At 72.8% G+C, this 18,336-nt stretch carries 18 protein-coding genes; 7 read left to right on the top strand and 11 right to left on the bottom strand.

Features of this window, described 5'->3' with window-relative positions; all coding sequences use genetic code 11:
* Positions 1-93: 93 nt before the first annotated feature.
* The gene (locus tag AB0D53_RS06630; RefSeq protein ID WP_362440966.1) at positions 94-879 is read left to right on the top strand and encodes an SMI1/KNR4 family protein; all 786 of its coding nucleotides are present in this window, start codon (positions 94-96) and stop codon (positions 877-879) included.
* 22 nt (positions 880-901) lie between these two features.
* Here AB0D53_RS06630 and AB0D53_RS06625 read toward each other — a convergent pair whose 3' ends face one another.
* Positions 902-2,083: a glutathionylspermidine synthase family protein gene (locus AB0D53_RS06625; protein WP_362440963.1), complete on the bottom strand. Its 1,182-nt coding sequence runs from the start codon at positions 2,081-2,083 to the stop codon at positions 902-904.
* A gap of 5 nt (positions 2,084-2,088) precedes the next feature.
* The gene (locus AB0D53_RS06620; protein WP_362440960.1) at positions 2,089-2,364 is read right to left on the bottom strand and encodes a hypothetical protein; all 276 of its coding nucleotides are present in this window, start codon (positions 2,362-2,364) and stop codon (positions 2,089-2,091) included.
* A 126-nt stretch (positions 2,365-2,490) separates the two neighbouring features.
* Between AB0D53_RS06620 and AB0D53_RS06615 the strand changes: the two genes are divergently transcribed.
* Positions 2,491-3,342: a hypothetical protein gene (locus AB0D53_RS06615; RefSeq protein WP_362441064.1), complete on the top strand. Its 852-nt coding sequence runs from the start codon at positions 2,491-2,493 to the stop codon at positions 3,340-3,342.
* Here AB0D53_RS06615 and AB0D53_RS06610 read toward each other — a convergent pair.
* Complete coding sequence (locus AB0D53_RS06610) at positions 3,339-4,742, bottom strand: PLP-dependent aminotransferase family protein (protein ID WP_362440957.1); 1,404 nt, start codon at positions 4,740-4,742, stop codon at positions 3,339-3,341. The two genes, AB0D53_RS06615 and AB0D53_RS06610, sit on opposite strands and share 4 nt — an antisense overlap.
* A 47-nt stretch (positions 4,743-4,789) precedes the next feature.
* Between AB0D53_RS06610 and AB0D53_RS06605 the strand changes: the two genes are divergently transcribed.
* Both AB0D53_RS06605 and AB0D53_RS06600 read left to right on the top strand, forming a co-directional pair.
* Positions 4,790-5,305, top strand: coding sequence for a carboxymuconolactone decarboxylase family protein (locus AB0D53_RS06605; protein WP_362440954.1), 516 nt, complete (start codon positions 4,790-4,792; stop codon positions 5,303-5,305).
* A gap of 84 nt (positions 5,306-5,389) precedes the next feature.
* The gene (locus AB0D53_RS06600; protein ID WP_362440952.1) at positions 5,390-6,124 is read left to right on the top strand and encodes an isocitrate lyase/phosphoenolpyruvate mutase family protein; all 735 of its coding nucleotides are present in this window, start codon (positions 5,390-5,392) and stop codon (positions 6,122-6,124) included.
* 4 nt (positions 6,125-6,128) lie between these two features.
* On the opposite strand, the gene AB0D53_RS06595 is transcribed toward AB0D53_RS06600, so the two are convergent.
* The 5 genes from AB0D53_RS06595 to AB0D53_RS06575 all read right to left on the bottom strand — a co-directional run bounded on the left by AB0D53_RS06595 (position 6,129) and on the right by AB0D53_RS06575 (position 10,834).
* Complete coding sequence (locus AB0D53_RS06595) at positions 6,129-7,505, bottom strand: radical SAM protein (protein ID WP_362440949.1); 1,377 nt, start codon at positions 7,503-7,505, stop codon at positions 6,129-6,131.
* A gap of 121 nt (positions 7,506-7,626) precedes the next feature.
* The gene (locus AB0D53_RS06590; RefSeq protein ID WP_362440946.1) at positions 7,627-8,616 is read right to left on the bottom strand and encodes a malate dehydrogenase; all 990 of its coding nucleotides are present in this window, start codon (positions 8,614-8,616) and stop codon (positions 7,627-7,629) included.
* 162 nt (positions 8,617-8,778) lie between these two features.
* Positions 8,779-8,910 (bottom strand): hypothetical protein, encoded by a 132-nt coding sequence (locus tag AB0D53_RS06585; protein ID WP_362440943.1) that lies wholly within the window; start codon positions 8,908-8,910, stop codon positions 8,779-8,781.
* Between the two features lie 428 nt (positions 8,911-9,338).
* On the bottom strand, positions 9,339-9,944 hold the full coding sequence (locus AB0D53_RS06580) for a DUF3017 domain-containing protein (RefSeq protein WP_362440940.1): 606 nt from the start codon (positions 9,942-9,944) through the stop codon (positions 9,339-9,341).
* A gap of 29 nt (positions 9,945-9,973) precedes the next feature.
* Positions 9,974-10,834, bottom strand: coding sequence for a bifunctional methylenetetrahydrofolate dehydrogenase/methenyltetrahydrofolate cyclohydrolase (locus AB0D53_RS06575; protein ID WP_362440937.1), 861 nt, complete (start codon positions 10,832-10,834; stop codon positions 9,974-9,976).
* Positions 10,835-11,059: 225 nt separating this feature from the next.
* On the opposite strand from AB0D53_RS06575, the gene AB0D53_RS06570 reads away from it, so the two are divergent.
* Positions 11,060-11,800 (top strand): RDD family protein, encoded by a 741-nt coding sequence (locus AB0D53_RS06570; protein ID WP_362440933.1) that lies wholly within the window; start codon positions 11,060-11,062, stop codon positions 11,798-11,800.
* A 69-nt stretch (positions 11,801-11,869) separates the two neighbouring features.
* On the opposite strand, the gene purH is transcribed toward AB0D53_RS06570, so the two are convergent.
* On the bottom strand, positions 11,870-13,423 hold the full coding sequence (purH, locus tag AB0D53_RS06565) for a bifunctional phosphoribosylaminoimidazolecarboxamide formyltransferase/IMP cyclohydrolase (protein WP_362440930.1): 1,554 nt from the start codon (positions 13,421-13,423) through the stop codon (positions 11,870-11,872).
* Positions 13,410-14,066 (bottom strand): phosphoribosylglycinamide formyltransferase, encoded by a 657-nt coding sequence (purN, locus tag AB0D53_RS06560; protein ID WP_362440927.1) that lies wholly within the window; start codon positions 14,064-14,066, stop codon positions 13,410-13,412. The genes purH and purN overlap by 14 nt, the downstream gene beginning before the upstream one ends.
* Before the next feature lie 319 nt (positions 14,067-14,385).
* Between purN and AB0D53_RS06555 the strand changes: the two genes are divergently transcribed.
* Positions 14,386-15,273: a hypothetical protein gene (locus AB0D53_RS06555; RefSeq protein WP_362440924.1), complete on the top strand. Its 888-nt coding sequence runs from the start codon at positions 14,386-14,388 to the stop codon at positions 15,271-15,273.
* Here AB0D53_RS06555 and AB0D53_RS06550 read toward each other — a convergent pair.
* Positions 15,270-16,868, bottom strand: coding sequence for a DUF6350 family protein (locus AB0D53_RS06550; RefSeq protein ID WP_362441061.1), 1,599 nt, complete (start codon positions 16,866-16,868; stop codon positions 15,270-15,272). The two genes, AB0D53_RS06555 and AB0D53_RS06550, sit on opposite strands and share 4 nt — an antisense overlap.
* A gap of 125 nt (positions 16,869-16,993) precedes the next feature.
* Between AB0D53_RS06550 and AB0D53_RS06545 the strand changes: the two genes are divergently transcribed.
* Positions 16,994-18,331: a helix-turn-helix domain-containing protein gene (locus AB0D53_RS06545; protein WP_362440921.1), complete on the top strand. Its 1,338-nt coding sequence runs from the start codon at positions 16,994-16,996 to the stop codon at positions 18,329-18,331.
* The last annotated feature ends 5 nt before the right edge of the window (positions 18,332-18,336 follow it).

Below are 18,336 nucleotides of genomic sequence, written 5' to 3'. Positions count from 1 at the left end.
CAGACCCGCGCGGGGCGGGGCGCCGGCCCCCGGCGCCGGCCCCCGGGGGGGGCCCGGGCCCGCCCGGCGGGCCGCCCTGGCAGAATCCGCTCCGTGAGACCTGACCTGACACAACTGCGGGACCTGGTCGAGGATTCACCGGGGTTCGGCCGCAGGCACGCCACCGCCGTACCGGAGGCGCTGATCCGCGAGGCCGAGGCCCGGGTCGGCCCGCTGCCGCCGTCGTACCGGTGGTGGCTGGCCGAGTACGGCCACGGGCGGGCCGGGGACGCGGACATCGCGACGGTGTGGCCGGGCGGATCCGAGGACGGCACGGCCGGGTCCGAGGACGATCCGTACGAGGCCGTCACCGCCGGGTGGCGGCTGAACGGCGACCGGCTCTGCTTCGCCGTCGAGCCGGACTGCGGCGACGAGTACCGCTTCGTCCTCGACGGGGCCGGGGAGGCCGGGGGCGGGGAGTACCCGGTGGTCCGGCGCGACGGCACGGACGGCTGCGAGTACCCGGTGGCGGAGTCCTTCGCCGGCTTCCTGGCCGTCCGGGCCTCGCAGCTGCGCGGACTGCGGGACGGGCCCAATCCCGCGGTCGCCCGGCTCTGGCGGTCGACGCCGGGCGTGCTGCTCGGCAACGGCGTCCATGTCTACGGTCCGCACCTCGTCCAGGAACGCAACGAGACCTTCGAGGTGGCCCGGTACGCGCCCGGCTGGGTGCTGGTCGGCGACGACAGCGGGGGCGACGGCTTCTTCATGCGCCACCACGGCCGCGACCGCGTCTCCGTCCACCGGCTCGGCCTGGGCGCGATCGGCGGGGACGTGGCGGCGGCCGGGGAACGGGTGACGGACGACCTGCTCGGCTGGCTGCGCGCGGGCGGGGCGTCCTGAGCCGCGGCCGGCCCGGGAGTCCCTAGAGGATGACGTGCGGCAGGAAGCGGGCGTACTCGTCCGTGACCGGGCCGTGCGACTCACGGATGCCGAGGCCGGCCGCCTCGTCCTCGACGACCCACGCGCCCAGCACCGCACGGTTGCCGTCGAAGTCCGGCAGCGGTGCCAGTTCCTGGTAGCAGCACGGCTCGTCCCGCGGCACCGCCGGGCTTCCCGGCCCGTGGATCGTGACCCCGGCCCCCTCGCGGCCGAGCAGCGGCTTGGCGGCCCAGCCGGCCGACGCCGCGAGTCCGCGGGGGCCGTCGAGGTAGGAGGCGAGCAGGTTCGGGTGGCCCGGGTAGAGCTCCCAGAGGATCGCCAGCAGTGCCTTGTTGGACAGCAGCATCTTCCAGGCGGGCTCGATCCAGCAGGTCGTCCCCGTACCGCCGCCGTTGTCGAGGGTGTCCAGCACCTGCGGGCCGAACCGGTCGGTCGCCAGCCACTCCCACGGGTACAGCTTGAAGCAGCTGCGGATGAAGCGGAGCCGCTCGTCGACGAACCGCCCGCTCAGCCGGTCCCAGCCGATCCGCTCGACGGAGAGCGCCTCCGTCTCGATGCCGGCCTGCGCGGCGGTCTCCCGCAGATAGGCGACCGTCATCAGGTCCTCGCCCAGTTCGTCCCCGTCGGAGTGCGCGAAGTGCAGCGGCCCCGGCGGCAGCAGGGCGCCCTGCCGCCTCCACGCCGCGACGAGCCGTTCGTGCAGGGAGTTCCACTGGTCGGCGCCCGGGAAGCGGTCCTCCATCCAGAACCACTGGACGCTCGCGGCCTCCACCAGGGAGGTGGGGGTGTCCGCGTTGTACTCCAGCATCTTCGCCGGACCGGTGCCGTCGTAGCACAGGTCGAACCTGCCGTAGAGCGAGGGCAGTTCGTCACGGCGCCGCCAGGACTGGGCGATCAGCGAGGCCAGCCGCCGGTCGGTGACGCCGAGTTCGGCGAAGCGGTCCCGCTCCACGATGTGCGCGGCCGCGGCCAGGCACATGGTGTGCAGTTCCTCGACGACGTCCTCCAGCGCCTCGACCTCGGACAGCGAGAAGACGTAGTAGGCGCTCTCGTCCCAGTAGGGGCGGAGCGATCCGTCCGGGTAACGGGTGAGCGGGAAGACGATCCCCTGTTCCTCCACCGTCTGCTGCCAGCCCTCGCGCGGCTGTACGGTGCGGCGTTCCACGCGGGTCAGCCGCCGCCGGTGCCCGAGCAGCCGAAGCCGCCGCGCTCGACGGCCGACTTGTCGAAGCTGCCGCCCTGCACCTTGCCGTTCTTGCTGCTGCCGCCGTAGTAGTACGACCCCTTGCCGTCGCTCCGCTTGCACTCGTAGCTCGGCAGTCTGTCCTGGGTCACCGGGTCGACGCACCGCTTGTCCGGCTCCGAACCGCAGGAGGTGATCATCGCCGCGAGCACCCCCATGCCACCGAGCACCACGGTGCTCGACCTCAGTCTGCGTGTGGCCATGCTTCCGTCTCCCCCGCCGTACGAATCAAGCCAGTGTGGCTGTTCGTCAGATTAAAGGGCCGCCGGGTACGGCAGGAAGCGGGGCACCGAACCTCCCCGAAGTAGAGTCCCCCTGTGCTCCTGGGAATGATCTGCGCGCTCGGCGCCGCCGTCTGTTTCGGTACGGCCTCGGTCCTCCAGGCCGTCGCCGCGCGGGCCGCCGCCGAGCCGGGGTCGGACGCCGGGGTCGATCCGGCGCTGCTGCTGCGCGCCCTGCGCCAGTGGCGCTACCTCGCCGGACTCGCCCTGGACGGCTGCGGTTTCGTCCTCCAGATCGTCGCCCTCCGTTCGCTGCCGATCTACGCGGTGGGCGCCGCGCTGGCCGCGAGTCTCGCGGTGACGGCGGTGGTCGCCGCCCGGCTGCTGAAGGTGCGGCTGAGCCCCGTCGAGTGGGGCGCGGTCGGTGTCGTCTGCGCCGGTCTCGCCATGCTGGGGCTCTCCTCCGGCGGCGAGGGCCACGAGGCCGGTTCGGCGGCCCTGGGCTGGTGGATGCTGGGGATCGCGCTCGGAGTCCTGCTGATCGGCGCGGCGGCCGGGCGCCTCCCGGAGCGCCCGCGGGCGCTGGTGCTGGGGCTCGGCGCGGGCTGCGGCTTCGGGGTGGTGGAGGTCACGGTCCGGCTGATCGACGACGTGACCCCGTCGGCGCTGCTCACCAACCCCGCGGCTTACGCGCTGCTGCTGGGCGGCGGTTCGGCGTTCCTGCTGCTCACCTCGGCCCTGCAGCGCGGTTCGGTGACCACGGCGACGGCCGGCATGGTGATCGGCGAGACGATCGGCCCCGCGCTGGTGGGCGTCGTCTGGCTCGGGGACCGCACCCGTGAGGGCCTGGAGTGGCTGGCGGTCGCCGGTTTCGTGGTCGCGGTGGCGGGCGCGCTGGCCCTGGCCCGGTTCGGCGAGGCCCCGGCGGACACCCCGGGTCCGGACAGGGCCCAGTTCTAGGGCAGCACCCGGCAGAGCGCGTCCAGCGCACCCGCCCAGGCGCTGTCGGTGGGTGTTCCGTAGCCGATGACCAGCGCGTCGCGGCCCGGTGCCGCGTCCGGGTGCCGGAAGCGCGAGATGCCCTCCACCGCCAGCCCCTGCCACGCCGCCGCCCGGAGCACCGACGCCTCGCTGCCCTCCGGCAGTTCGAGCACGGCGTGCAGCCCGGCCGCCATCCCGCTGATCCGGACGTCGGGGGCCCGCTCCGCCAGTGCCGCGACGAGCTGGTCACGGCGGTGCCGGTAGCGCAGCCGCATCGACCGCACATGACGGTCGTACGCACCCGACCCGATGAACTCCGCGAGCGTCAGCTGGTCCAGCGCGCTCGACGACCAGTCGCTCACCCCCTTGGCCTCGGCCACCTCCCCCACCAGCGACTCCGGCAGCACCATCCATCCCAGCCGCAGCCCGGGCGCCAGCGACTTGCTCGTCGTCCCCAGGTGCACCACGCGTTCGGGGTCCAGGCCCTGGAGCGCGCCGACCGGCTGCCGGTCGTAACGGAACTCGCCGTCGTAGTCGTCCTCCAGGATCAGCCCGCCCGTGCCGCGCGCCCAGTCCACGGCAGCGGCCCGCCGGTCGGGGTGGAGCGGCACCCCCGTGGGGAACTGGTGGGCGGGCGTCATCAGGACCGCGCCCACGCCCCGCATCCCGGCCAGCTCGCCGGTCCTCGCCCCGAGCCCGTCGACCGGCAGACAGGGCAGCCGCAGCCCGGCGTCCGAGAGCAGGTTCCGGTGGATGTCCAGCCCGTACGACTCGACGGCCACTTCCCGCACCCGCCGCTTGCGCAGCACCGGCCCCATCAGCTTCATCGCCTGCACGAAACCGGCGCAGATCATGATCCGTTCCGGGTCCGCATACACCCCGCGGACCCGTGCCAGATAGCCGGCGAGCACGGTGCGCAGCTCGATGCGCCCGCGCGGATCGCCGTAGCCGAAGGCGTCGTTGGGTGCGGCCGTCAGGGCGCGCCGGGAGGCCTTGAGCCAGTCGGCGCGCGGGAAGGTCGAGAGGTCGGGCGAGCCGCCCAGCAGGTTGTGGACGGGCCTGGAGCTCGCCGCGCGCGCCCGCGTGGTCCTGGTGGCCGGCCGGCGCGGCTCGGCCCGCTGCGCCACCCGGGTGCCCGAGCCCTGCCGGGCGGTGAGCCAGCCCTCGGCGACCAGTTCCGCGTAGGCGTCGGCGACGGTGTTCCGGGCGATGCCGAGGTCGGCGGCGAGGCCGCGGGACGACGGCAGCCGGGTGCCGGGCACCAGCCGCCCCGTCCGTACGGCCTCGCGCAGGGCGTCCATGAGCCCGGCCCGGAGCCCCATCGCACCGGTCGTTTCGAGATGCAGGTCGGCACCGAAAGTGGCCCATGAATCTGTCATGTAAATGGACCATACCGGTGCGCCACCCGCCCCGTAACGTCGTAGCCATGACGACGAACGAGCACAGCCACCCGACCTCCGGGCTCAACCCCGAGCACACCCCCCGCCTGCAGCGGTGGGCCGAGCTCGCCCCCGATGTCTACAAGGCGATGGTCCAGCTGGACAGGGCCTCCCGTAAGGGCCTCGACCCGGTCGTGGCGGAGCTGGTGAAGATCCGCGCCTCGCAGCTGAACCACTGCGCGTTCTGCCTCGACATGCACACCAAGGACGCGCTCGCGGCCGGTGAGTCCGTCGAGCGGATCATCCAGCTCAGCGCCTGGGAGGAGTCGCAGCACTTCTACACGCCCAAGGAGATCGCGGCCATCGAGCTGACCGAGGCGGTGACGGTGCTGACCGAGGGTTTCGTGCCGGACGAGGTGTGGGAGAAGGCAGCGAAGCACTTCGACGAGACGGAGCTCGCCCATCTCGTCGCCGCGATCACGACGATCAACGCCTGGAACCGCTTCGCCGTGACCACCCGCATGGTCCCCGGCCACTACAGGTCGGGCGACATCAAGCACTGACCCGACGGGCCGGCCCCATGGGTCTGCCGGGCAGGCCCGTACGCGCGCCGAACGCCACCGCTCGACACCCCACAGGAGCCCCGCGTGACCGCTTCCGTCCTCCGCGCCCTGCACCACGGCCGAACCCCCGGCGACCCGCTGGTCGTCCCCGGCCCGTGGGACGCGGCGAGTGCGCGCGTCTTCGCCGACGCGGGCTTCCCGACGCTCGCCACGCCCAGCGCGGGGGGCGCGGCCTCGCTCGGTTACGAGGACGGGGCCACGCCCGCCGCCGAGATGTTCGCGGCCGTGGCCAGGATCGTGCGCGCCGTCCCGGCCTCCGTGCCCGTCTCGGCGGACATCGAGGCGGGTTACGGGCTGGCGCCGGAGGAACTCGTCGAGCGGCTCCTCGGCACCGGGGCCGTCGGCTGCAATCTGGAGGACTCCGCCGACGGCGCCCTCGTCGACGCCCAGCGGCAGGCGGACCGGCTCGCGCAGGTGCGGGCGGTCGCGGGCGACGCGCTCTTCATCAACGCCCGTGTCGACACCTACGTCCGCGGCGTCCCCGACGGCACCGACCTGGAGACGGAGACGGTCCGCCGCGCACTGCTGTACGTGGCGGCGGGCGCGGACTGCGTGTACCCGATCATGGCCCCGCCCCAGGCGCTGCCCGCCCTGGCCGCCGCCGTCCCGGCCCCGCTCAACACCTTCGCCGGGCCGGACGGGCCGCCCCCGCGCCGGCTGGGGGAGCTGGGCGCCACCCGGATCACCTTCGGACCCGGGCTGCAGCGCCGGGCCATGGCGGCCGTGCGCGAGATCGCGGACGAGCTGCGGAGGAGCTGAGCGCTCAGGCCCGTCTGCCGCCGAAGGCCGCCAGGGTCCGCTCCAGCATCGGCATGGCCCGCACCACGTTGCGGGAGCGGATCAGGGCGTCCCAGGCCGGCTCGAACTTCTTCCAGCCGCCCGAGTACGCCAGGTGCCTGAGCCGTTCGTGCGTGCCCGGCTGGGCCGCCGCACCGCGCCATATGCTGGACCACCTGTAGAAGTCGCGGTACGCCCGCCAGTACCCGTCCTCCAGCCGGCCCGGCGTCATGCCCTTCGGGCGGTAGACGACGTGGCGGGTGTCGTAGAGGTCCCAGTCCCGGTGGACGATCCGGTCCTCGGCCTCCATCTGCTTCCACAGACCGGTGGAGGGATACGGCGTCATGATGTGGAAGGTGGCCGTCTCGATGCCCTGCCCGACGGCCCACTCCACCGTGCGGTCGAAGACGTCCGGGCCGTCGTGGTCCAGTCCGAAGACGAAGCTGGCGTTGACCATGACCCCGGCGTCATGGAGCCGGCGGACGGCGGCCGCGTAGTCCTTTCCGATGTTCTGGTCCTTGCGCCGCTCGGCGAGGTTCGCGCTGTTGACGGTCTCGAAGCCGACGAACAGGCTGCGCAGTCCGGCGTCCACGGCACGCTCCAGCAGATCCGGCTGGAGCACGGACTTCACGGTGCCGGCGGCCTGCCAGAGCCGTCCCATTCCGGCCATCCCGTCGAAGAGCGCCTCGGCGAAGCGCCGGTTGCCGAGCAGATGGTCGTCGAGGAAGTACAGGTGCCGGCCCGGCAGCCGCTCGATCTCGGCGAGCGCCTCGTCCACGGCCTGGGTGTAGAAGGACTTCCCGCCCTCGAAGAAGGCGTCCTTGTAACAGAAGTCGCAGTGGTGCGGGCAGCCGCGCGAGACGACGATCGAGTTCGGTACGAGATACAGCTGTCGCTTGATCAGGTCGCGCCGCACCGGCGGCAGTCCGGCCAGGGTGCGCAGCTTCGAGTCGTAGCGCCGGGCCGGCACCCCGTCGCGGAATTCCTTGAGGAACAGCGGCCAGGTGTCCTCGCCCGGCCCGGTGAAGACCGTGTCGGCGTGTGCCGCGGCCTCGTCCGGGAGCGAGGTCACATGGAGGCCGCCCATGGCGACGTGGACGCCCCGGGCACGGAAGTGGTCGGCGATCTCGTAGCCGCGCCGGGCGGAGGTGATGTACGGCTGGACGACCAGGAGGTCGGGGCTGTCGAGCGCCTCGATGTCGACCCGTTCGACGTGTTCGTCGAGGAGCGTCACCTCGTCGTCCGGGTCGAGGTACCCGGCGAGGGTCGCCAGGCCGAGCGGCGGGAAGAGCGAGTACTTGATGGGCCGGAACAGCGGGCTGGTCGCCTCGGTCAGGGCCGGAAGGATCATCGTCACGCGCATGACAGCCCAGACTCGGGAAGCGGTGCGGTCAGTTCCCGGCCGCGGCTGCCCGGGTACGCGGCCGCCCCCGGCAGCAGGTGCTGCCGGGGGCGGCCGGAGTACGCGTGAAGAGGCGTACGGATCAGATCAGGCCGAGCTCGCGAACCGCGTCGCGCTCCTCGGTGAGCTCCTGCACCGAGGCGTCGATGCGCGCACGGGAGAAGTCGTTGATCTCCAGGCCCTGGACGATCTCGTACACGCCGTCCTTCGTGGTGACCGGGAAGGACGAGATGATGCCCTCGGGGACGCCGTAGGAGCCGTCCGAGGGGATACCCATGGAGGTCCAGTCGCCCGCGGCGGTGCCGTTGACCCAGGTGTGCACGTGGTCGATGGCGGCGTTGGCGGCGGAGGCGGCCGAGGACGCGCCACGGGCCTCGATGATCGCGGCGCCGCGCTTGGCGACGGTCGGGATGAAGGTGTCGGCCAGCCAGGCCTCGTCGTCGACGAGCTCGGCGGCGTTCTTGCCGGCGATCTCCGCGTGGAAGATGTCGGGGTACTGGGTCGCCGAGTGGTTGCCCCAGATCGTCAGCTTCTTGATGTCGGAGACGGCGGCGCCGGTCTTGGCGGCCAGCTGCGAGATCGCGCGGTTGTGGTCGAGGCGGGTCATCGCGGTGAAGCGCTCGGCCGGTACGTCCGGGGCCGCGGCCTGCGCGATGAGCGCGTTGGTGTTGGCCGGGTTGCCGACGACGAGGACCTTGATGTCGTCCGCGGCGTTGTCGTTGATGGCCTTGCCCTGCGGCTTGAAGATGCCGCCGTTGGCGGAGAGCAGGTCGCCGCGCTCCATGCCCTTCGTGCGCGGGCGGGCGCCGACCAGCAGGGCGACGTTGGCGCCGTCGAACGCCTTGTTGGCGTCGTCGGTGATCTCGATGCCGCGCAGCAGCGGGAAGGCGCAGTCGTCGAGCTCCATCGCGGTGCCCTCGGCGGCCTTCAGGCCCTGCGGGATCTCCAGGAGACGCAGGTTGACCGGCACGTCCGGGCCGAGCAGGTGGCCGGAGGCGATGCGGAAGAGCAGCGCGTAGCCGATCTGGCCGGCTGCGCCGGTCACGGTGACATTCACGGGAGTGCGGGTCATGGCGATCTCCGTTAGACAGCTGGCGGTGGGGGTTCCTGGCCCCTGGTGCTGGACATCCCTGAATCTTGATGTGAAGAGATATCCAGCGGTCAGGCTATCCGACCCGGAACACCCCGGCCGCCCTGCCCCCTGTGGCACCGCACACAACCCGTCACACAGCGCTCACCCGGCCGAACCCCGGTCACCCGGGAGGCGGCAGCCCGGCGACGGCGCCCGTACGGCCCGCCGCAGGCGCCCCGGGCCGGTCAGCGGCACCGCCACGGCGAGCACGAGCAGCGCACCGGCCGCGGTCACGAGGACACGGCAGTCCGTCTTCGGCCGCCGCCGGGGAAGCCGGGAGTCCGTCCGCCAGCGCCGTGCGACGAGGCGTCGCGGCGGGCGCGCAGGAAGGATGAGGGGTTGTCGGTACGGGGCGCACGGGGGCGTTCGGAACCTCGTACCGGACCACCACGCGCCCCTCGCTCCGCCCTCGGGCCCGGGTCTCCGTTGCCTGACGATCACACAGTGGCGGAATGGTCACTTCCGTGCCACAGGCCGCAGGCATCCCTTGAACCGGCCTCACCCCGTCGACCAGGCTGAACTGCGGACGGGGCAAGGCCGCTCAAGTCACCGCATTCCGGGGCGTCTACGTTCCGGTGGGCCCCGATACCGGTGTCCGTCCCTTCTCGGGGGAGGGGACGGACACCGCTTCCGAGCAGTACGGCCGGCCGTACCGGCGGGGCTCAGCGGATGGTGAAGTGGACCGCGTGCTCCAGGAACGGAATGTCCAGCCACGGCTTGGGCTGCGCCACCAGCGCGAGCATCACGATGAGAAAGCCGAGCAGCCCGTACGTCACCAGGTCGGTGAAGCGCGAACGCACCGCCAGCATGCCCACCGACGGCACCACGAGCCGCAGTACGGCGCCGCCGATGAGGGCGAAGCCGATCAGCATCGTGCCGACCCGGAAGGCCTCGGCGAACGGGTCGACCGCCACGATCAGCAGCCCGATCCCGGCCGTGCAGAGCACGGCGAGCAGCGGCCACTGGCGGGCCGGGGCGGGTGCGTCCCCGGACGCGGCCCGGCCGCCGCCCTCGGGGCGCGCGGTGTCCCGGGTGAAGGACGGGAAGCGCCGCGACGGCCGCTTCCCACCGGCCGCCGGCCCGCCGGCGGCGCCGTCACCGGAGGCGGCCGCGTCCGGTGACGGCGCGGTCCCGTCCGACGTTTCCTTGCCGGCCGTCGACTCGTCCGACGGCCTCTCGCCCGATGTCCCCTCGTCCGCGCGTGACGGCACCGCGGACGTGCCGTCCGCCTCGGCGGCCGGGTCGACCGGACTCGTACCAGCACCCATGGGGTTCCTTCCGGATCGGGTCGGCCGGCTCAGACGGCGGCGGCGTTGCGCTCGGCCGCCTCGACCACGTTGACGAGCAGCTGGGCGCGGGTCATCGGGCCGACACCGCCCGGGTTCGGGGAGATCCAGGCGGCGACCTCGGCCACGCCCGGGTGGACGTCCCCGACGATCTTGCCGTTCTCGTCCCGGCTGACGCCGACGTCGAGCACGGCGGCGCCCGGCTTCACGTCCTCGGGCTTGATGATGTGCGGCACCCCGGCGGCGGCGACGATGATGTCGGCCTGCCTGAGCTGGGCGGAGAGGTCACGCGTACCGGTGTGGCACTGGGTGACGGTGGCGTTCTCGGACTTGCGGGTCAGCAGCAGCGGGATGGAGCGGCCGATGGTGACACCGCGGCCGACGACCACGACATGCGCCCCGTTGATCTCCACGTCGTGGTGGCGGAGCAGCTGGACGACACCCTGCGGGGTGCAGGGCAGCGGGCCCGTCTCGTTCAGCACGAGCCGGCCGAGGTTCATCGGGTGGAGGCCGTCGGCGTCCTTGGCCGGATCCATCAGTTCCAGGACGCGGTTGGTGTCGATCCCCTTGGGGAGGGGAAGCTGCACGATGTAGCCCGTGCAGTCGGGGTCGGCGTTGAGCTCCCGTACGACGTCCTCGATCTCCTCCTGGGTGGCGGTGTCGGGGAGTTCGCGCTGGATGGAGCCGATGCCGACCTGCGCGCAGTCACGGTGCTTGCCGTTCACGTACCACCGGCTGCCCGGGTCGTCCCCGACGAGCAGGGTTCCCAGGCCAGGGGTGATGCCCTGCGCCTTGAGGGCCGCCACGCGGACGGTGAGATCGGACTTGATCGCGGCTGCGGTGGCCTTGCCATCGAGAATCTGGGCAGTCATGTCCCCATACTCGCGGATGACCCCGCCCGCATACCAATTCACGCCGTGGGCGCTGGCGCGATGTTGCGCTTGCGCAACAAGCAAGGGCCACGACTGGACAAACTTACATTTCATTTATAACGATTATTGCCGCAGTGCCGCAGTAGTACCGGGGGGCGGACCACTGACCTTTCTTTCCTCCGTGCGGCCGCATCGTCCCCGCATGCACGTTGGAGGAACGCCCAGATGAGTTTCGGCGACCCGAACCCGAATCCGAACAACCCCTACGGCCAGCAGCCGAACCAGCCGCCGCAGGGCCAGCCCGGTTACGGCTACCCGCAGCAGGCCCCGCAGGGCGTGCCGCCGCAGGGCCAGCCGGGCTACGGCTACCCGCAGCAGCCGGGTCAGCCGGGCTACGGCTACCCGCAGCAGGCGCCGGGCACCCTCCAGGCCAACAACGGGTACATCAACGTCCCGGTCCTGGGCACCGTCCAGGTCGCCTCGATGGGACGCCGCCTCGGCGCGCGCTGCATCGACGCGGCGGTCATCGGTGTCCTCTACGGCATCCTCAGCGCGATCGGCCTGGCCGGTGCGATGGGCATAGCCAAGAGCGTCGACGACTGCGGTTCCTCCCTGGACCCGGGCTACCAGTCCTGTGTGAACGACGCGAGCAGCGGCATCATCGCCACCATGCTCGGCATGGTCCTCATCTTCGGTCTGATCACGCTGCTCTACGAGTGGCTGATGATCTCGCTGCTCGGCTCGACCCTCGGCAAGATGGCCCTCGGTGTGAAGGTCGTCAAGGAGAACACCGGCCTGAACCCGGGCCTCGGCGCCGGCTTCATCCGCTGGATCATCCCGATCGTCGGCGTGTTCCTCTGCTACATCGGCGCGCTGCTGGTCTACCTCTCGCCGTTCTTCGACAACTCCGGGAAGCTGCAGGGCTGGCACGACCGTGCCGCCGGCACCCTGGTGATCAAGAAGTAACACGCACCGCGCACGACACGAAGGGCCGGAACTCCTCGCGGAGTTCCGGCCCTTCGTGCTGAGGAACCGTCAGTGGAAGAAGTGCCGCGTGCCCGTGAAGTACATCGTCACGCCCGCCTTCTCCGCGGCCTCGACGACCAGCTCGTCACGGACCGAACCGCCGGGCTGGGCCACGGCCTTGACGCCTGCGGCGGTCAGGATCTCCAGCCCGTCCGGGAACGGGAAGAACGCGTCGGAGGCGGCGTACGCACCGCGGGCGCGCTCCTCGCCCGCCCGCTCGACGGCGAGCTTCGCGGAGTCGACGCGGTTGACCTGGCCCATGCCGACGCCGACCGAGGCGCCGTCCTTGGCGAGCAGGATCGCGTTGGACTTGACCGCGCGGCAGGCCTTCCAGGCGAAGGCGAGCTCCTTCAGCTCGTCCGCGCTCAGGGCCTCACCGGTGGCGAGGGTCCAGTTGGCCGGGTCGTCGCCCTCGGCCTGGAGGCGGTCGGTGACCTGGAGCAGCGCACCGCCGTCGATCGGCTTGACCTCGACCGGGGCGGTCGGGGCGTCGGGGCAGCGCAGCACGCGGATGTTCTTCTTGCGGGCCAGGATCTCGACCGCGCCGTCCTCGTACGCCGGGGCGACGATGACCTCGGTGAAGATCTCCGCGACCTGCTCGGCCATGGCGACGGTCACCGGACGGTTGACGGCGATGACACCGCCGAAGGCCGACAGCGGGTCGCAGGCGTGCGCGTTGCGGTGGGCCTCGGCGACGTCGTCGGCGATCGCGATGCCGCACGGGTTGGCGTGCTTGATGATCGCGACGCACGGCTCGGCGTGGTCGTACGCGGCCCGGCGCGCGGCGTCGGTGTCCGTGTAGTTGTTGTACGACATCTCCTTGCCGTGCAGCTGCTCCGCCTCGGCCAGGCCGCCGGCGCCGGAGGTGTAGAGCGCGGCGGGCTGGTGCGGGTTCTCGCCGTAGCGCAGGACGTTCTTGCGCTCGTACGTCGTACCGAAGAAGTCGGGGAAGCCCGAGTCGTCGGCGGCGGCGTAGTCGTCGGCGAACCAGGAGGCCACGGCCACGTCGTAGGCGGCGGTGTGCTGGAACGCCTCGGCGGCCAGGCGCTTGCGGGCGGTCAGGTCGAAGCCGCCGGCCTTGACCGCGGCGAGGACGTCGGCGTACCGCTCGGGGCTGGTGACGACGGCCACGGACGGGTGGTTCTTGGCGGCGGCGCGGACCATGGACGGGCCGCCGATGTCGATCTGCTCCACGCACTCGTCGGCGGAGGCGCCGGAGGCGACGGTCTCCTTGAACGGGTAGAGGTTGACGACCACCAGGTCGAACGGCTCCACGCCCAGCTCGGCGAGCTGCTCGCGGTGGGCGTCCAGGCGGAGGTCGGCGAGGATGCCGGCGTGGACGCGCGGGTGCAGCGTCTTGACGCGGCCGTCGAGGCACTCGGGGAAGCCGGTGAGCTCCTCGACCTTGGTGACCGGGACTCCGGCGGCGGCGATCCTCCCGGCGGTGGAGCCGGTGGAGACGAGCTCGACACCCGCCTCGTGCAGACCGCGGGCGAGGTCCTCCAGCCCCGTCTTGTCGTAGACGCTGACCAGGGCGCGACGGATGGGCTTATTCACCGACATGACCGAGATGAACCTTTCGTCCCTCAATGCGATAGCCGCCACGGGCGAGCCGCCCCACGGCCTCGACGAGCAGCTTGCGCTCGATTTCCTTGATGCGTTCGTGGAGAGCGGCTTCGCCCTCCGCCGTGTCGTCCTCGGTCACCTCGACCACGCCCTGCGCGATGATCGGACCGGTGTCGACGCCGTCGTCGACGAAGTGGACGGTGCACCCGGTGACCCTCACGCCGTACGCGAGTGCGTCACGCACCCCGTGGGCACCGGGAAAGCTGGGGAGCAGGGCGGGGTGGGTGTTGATGAACCGGCCGCCGAACCGGGCGAGGAACTCCTTGCCCACGATCTTCATGAACCCCGCGGACACCACGAGGTCCGGGCGGTACCCGGCCGTCTCGGCCGCGAGTGCGGCGTCCCACTCCTCGCGGGTGGCGTGGTCCTTGACCCTGCACACGAAGGTCGGCAGTCCGGCGCGCTCCGCCCGTTCCAGTCCCGCGATGCCGGAGCGGTCGGCGCCGACCGCGACGATCTGCGCGCCGAAGCCCTCGGGATCGTCGCCGATGGCGTCGAGCAGGGCTTGAAGGTTCGTACCCGAACCGGAGACCAGCACGACCAGGCGTGCCGGGGCGGTGGAGGGGGGCGGGGAGGCCACGGCTGGGCCCTTTCTCGCGTGGTGAAGCAGAGCGACGCTGATTTGTATGGTCGTACGAAAGAACTGAGCCCCTCGATACGGGGAACTCTACGAACAGGCCGACCGTCAGCAACGATACCGGCACCTCGGAGGACTCCCTCGGGACGGGGGTGGGCGGCCGGTGGCCCGGCTCCGGGGAGAGGGAGCGGACCCGGGTGACGGATATCGGCCGCTCGGGCCCCGCTCCCAGCTTTCGGCCCCTCCTGACCGGGAGGTAGCGTCAGGGGACAGCGAACCGTCCGCAGGGCGGAAATGACGAGATGGGGAAGACGTTCACCACATGCCGGACCGACGCCGCCGCACCGCCTTCCGCCAGCCGCTGCCCGAGCGGACCTCACTGCTGATGCGAGAACGCCAGTCCCCCACGGGCCCCTCCTCTTCTTCCGCCGCCGGCTCGTCCGGTGCGCCGGGCTCCTCCGGCCGGGCGGACGACAACCCGTTCGCCGCACCGCCGGAGAACCGTCCCGACCAGCCCTGGCAGCCCCGCCGCCCCGCGAACACCGGGAACGGGAACGGCCAGGGCGACGGGAACGGCGAGGGATCCCCCGAGGGCGGCTCCTCCGACGACCGGCCGGCCCGGGGCGGCCAGTGGAGCAGCCGGCAGCCCGGCCGACAGAGCGGCGGCTTCGGCGGCCGGCCCGGGAGCCAGAGCGGGCCGGGCGGTCAGGGCGGACCCGAGGGCAGCCCCGGCGGGCTGCGCTGGGACCCCACCGACCCCGCCCAGCGCCGCGCGCGCTACGCGCTGCTCTCCGGCATGTGGGCCTTCTTCTTCGCACTCTTCGACTTCCCCGAGATCGCCCTGCTGCTCGGCGCACTCGCCGTGTACTGGGCGGTCAGCTCGCTCCGGGCGAAGCCCAGGGCCGCGTCCGAGGCGGCGGCCGGTGGCGCCGGCCAGGCGTCGGGCCCGGCACGGGCCTCCGGTTCCGCTCCGGCGCCCGGATCCGCGCCGGCCGCGCCGACCGGCGGCCGGCAGCAGACCACGGCCGCGGTCAGCGGTCTGGTGACGGCACTGCTGGCGCTCTCGATCGTCGCGACGACGTTCACGGTGCAGCTGGTCTACCGCGACTACTACACCTGCGTGAACGACGCCCTGACCAAGGCCGGCCAGGTGGCCTGCAACGACCAGCTGCCGAAGCCGCTGGAGCCGTTCTTCGGCGTCAAGAACTAGGCCCCTTCGCCCGTCCCGGACGGCCCGGCCTCCCCCGGCCGGGCCGTCCGCTCGTTCCAGGGTCCGGTCGGCAGGAAGTCGTACGGCGCGAAGTCCTCGTCCTCGTCAGGGGCACGGATGCGGGCGGCGGGCGGCACGGACACCGAGGCGGGTGCCGACGCGGCGCCGGTCGCCGGGGAGGCCACGGGCAGGGGCGCGGAACCGCCTCCCGGCGCCCGCTCCGGCTTCACGCCGCTCCCCGACGCCGCGCGCGGAACCCCGGCGACGTACGCCGCCCCGGCCCGCTCCCCCTCCGCGGGCACCGCGTCCGCCCGGCGCCACCACACGCCCCCGTCGGGCCCCCGCAGCCGCCAGGCCCGGAGCAGCAGCGCCGCGGGGACGCCGATCAGCGCCGTCCACACCAGCGCCGCCGCACCCGTGAGCCACCACACCGGCCCGAACTCCGCCAGCGCCCGGGTGCCGAGCGGCCCTCCGGCCGCGGCCGCCAGCACCGCCGTACCGGCCCCGCACCCCACCGCGGCGAGGACGGCCGCCAGCGCGGTCTCCCGCAGGCTCCACACCTCCTCGCGCGCGGCGTTCGGGGGCACGGCCCGCCGTACCGTGAACCAGGCGACCGTCACCCCGGCCGCGACCGGCACCGCGACGGCCGACCAGTTCAGGACCGTTCCCGGGCCCTCGGCGGGCACCGCGGCCAGCAACGGGAAGCGGGGCAGCGCCGGACGCCCCGTGAAGGCGACCGGGGTGACCGTGGACGCCGTACCGAGGGCGAAACCCGGCCCCAGCCCGTACGCCGCGCCCCATACCGCCGCGTTCGGCACCAGGACCAGCGCGAGCAGGAGCACCGCGACCCGGCCCGCCCAGTCGCCCGAGAGCTGGACGAACGACTGCTGGGCGGAGTGCGCGTGCCACACCAGCGACACCGCGACGAGCAGCGCCCCGCCGCCGAGCAGCACCGCCACCCCGGCCGCCGCCGACCGCCACACCGTCCCCGCGCGCTCCCTGAACCGGCGGTGCGCCAGTGCCTCGTGCAGGCGCACCGGCGCCCAGGACGGCGGCGGGCCGACCGGCCGGCCGGCGGCCGTCCAGACCCCGGCCGCCGCCGCACCCGCCACCACGAAGGCCGACGGGAAGAACAGTGACGACGGGCGCACGGCCGGCGAGCCGTCCCGCACGCAGTACGCGACAACTGCCCCGACCAGCAGATATCCGCTGACGACCAGGACGAACGCACCCACCGCGGAAAGCGCCGGACGCCCCTCTTCCGGCACCAGGACGTCCCGCGCCGCCCGGTGCGCCAGCCACACCGGGACCACGGCGAGCAGCAGCGGAACGAGACCCACCGGGGCGGGGACCCCACTGAGGGTGCCGGTCCTGATCAGCTCGGCGCCGTGGGCGAGCAGCCAGAGCCCGGCCGCCGCGTGGAGTGCGCCGCCGGGGTTGCTGTCGGGGGCCGGGGAGCTGATCCACAGCACCATGACGAGGACGACGACGGAGGCCAGTCCGAGCCCGGCCGCAACCGCTCCACGCAGAAGGGCGAGGGCCAGCACGGCGGACCGGCCCTGCTCTGCCGACAACGACGGGTTGCCTTCGGTCACTTGGGTCACCGGGTCATGTTCCCAACGACACGCGCTTATTCCGCGTAACAGGCGAACGGCCGTTGTGTCGCTCAATATACGTTTATGTACTTTTCTACCCGGTGCAGCCCTGCGGAGGGTCCTTCATGACACAGGGCCCGGCCGATACGGCTTCCGCCCACCCGCTCCCCTCCCCCAAGGAGCGACGCAGACTGCGTAAGGCGAAGTCACTGAGTGAAGAGCAGGTCGCGACGGTCGTGGGCGTCACCCGCGCCACGGTCCGTTCCTGGGAGACCGGCCGCACCACTCCCCGGGGGCGGAAACGTGAGGCATACGCCAGGCTGATCAATGGCAGCCGGCCGAGCCCGCAGGCCACGCCGCCGAGCGCCCGGACCAAACCGGCCGCTGCGAACACCCGGCCGAAGGCCGCCGCCAAACGTGCGGCCCGCCCGGCGGCACCGACGACGATCGCCAGGCTGTCCAAGCCTGTGACGTCAAAGAAGCCGCCGGCGCCGACCCCCGTCGAAGCCACCGGGAGCACCGCCATGGCCCCGACCGAGCCCGGCACCACCCCCGATCCGCCCGGCCCGTCCGCGACGCCCGGACCGGCCCCCGCCTCCAACGGCGTATCGGCGACGCCCGAACCGGCCCCCGGGGCCGAAGCCGAGGCCCCCGCCGAGGCGTTCGATGCCCTGTACGGGCACTGCGCCGCGGCCATCTTCCGGCAGACCTTCCTGCTGACCGGGCGCCGGAGCCTCTCCCGGGAGTCCGTCGCACGGGCCTTCGCGCTGGCCTGGGAGCGCTGGCCCGAGGTCGCGGTGGACCGGGACCCGGTGGGCTGGGTGCGGGCCGCCGCGTACGAGTACGCCATATCGCCGTGGCACCGTCTGCGCCGCACCCACCGCCGGCCGGACCCGCCACCGGCAGAACCCGGTCCGCGCGCCCTGCTCGACGCGCTGCTCGCCCTGCCGCCCTCGTACCGGGCCACCCTGCTGCTCTACGACGGTGTCGGCCTGGATCTGCCGGAGACGGCGGCGGAGACGGAGGCGAGCACCCCGGCGGCGGCGGGCCGGCTGATGAACGCCCGCGCCGCGGTCGCCGAGCGGCTGCCCGAGCTGGCGGAGCCGTCCTCGCCCGCCGAGCAGTCGGCGCTCCTGAACGAGCGGCTGGGGGCGCTCGCCCTGGCCCAGCCCTCCGACTCGCTGCCCTCGCCCGTCACGGTCCGCACCGACAGCGAGCGCAAGGCCCAGCTGTGGACCCGGGCCGCCATCTCCTTCACCGTGCTGATCATCGGGCTGACGCTGTTCACGCTGGGTACGGCCCCGACCCGGTACGAGACCCCGGAGTCGCCCGCCCAGCAGGTCGGCGGGGTACCGCCGCGCGGTGGCCCGCAGAAGCTGACGCCGCAGGACCTGAAGCTGCGGAAGAACCTCCACGGCGAGCTCGTACAGGGTCCGGCACGGCTGGTCCCCGGGGCGGGCTGAGCCGC

It is taken from the genome of Streptomyces sp. NPDC048295, assembly GCF_040652135.1.
Taxonomy (GTDB): domain Bacteria; phylum Actinomycetota; class Actinomycetes; order Streptomycetales; family Streptomycetaceae; genus Streptomyces.
The sequence above is the reverse complement of the archived record's forward strand: the minus strand, read 5'-3'. Positions and strand labels throughout refer to the sequence as shown.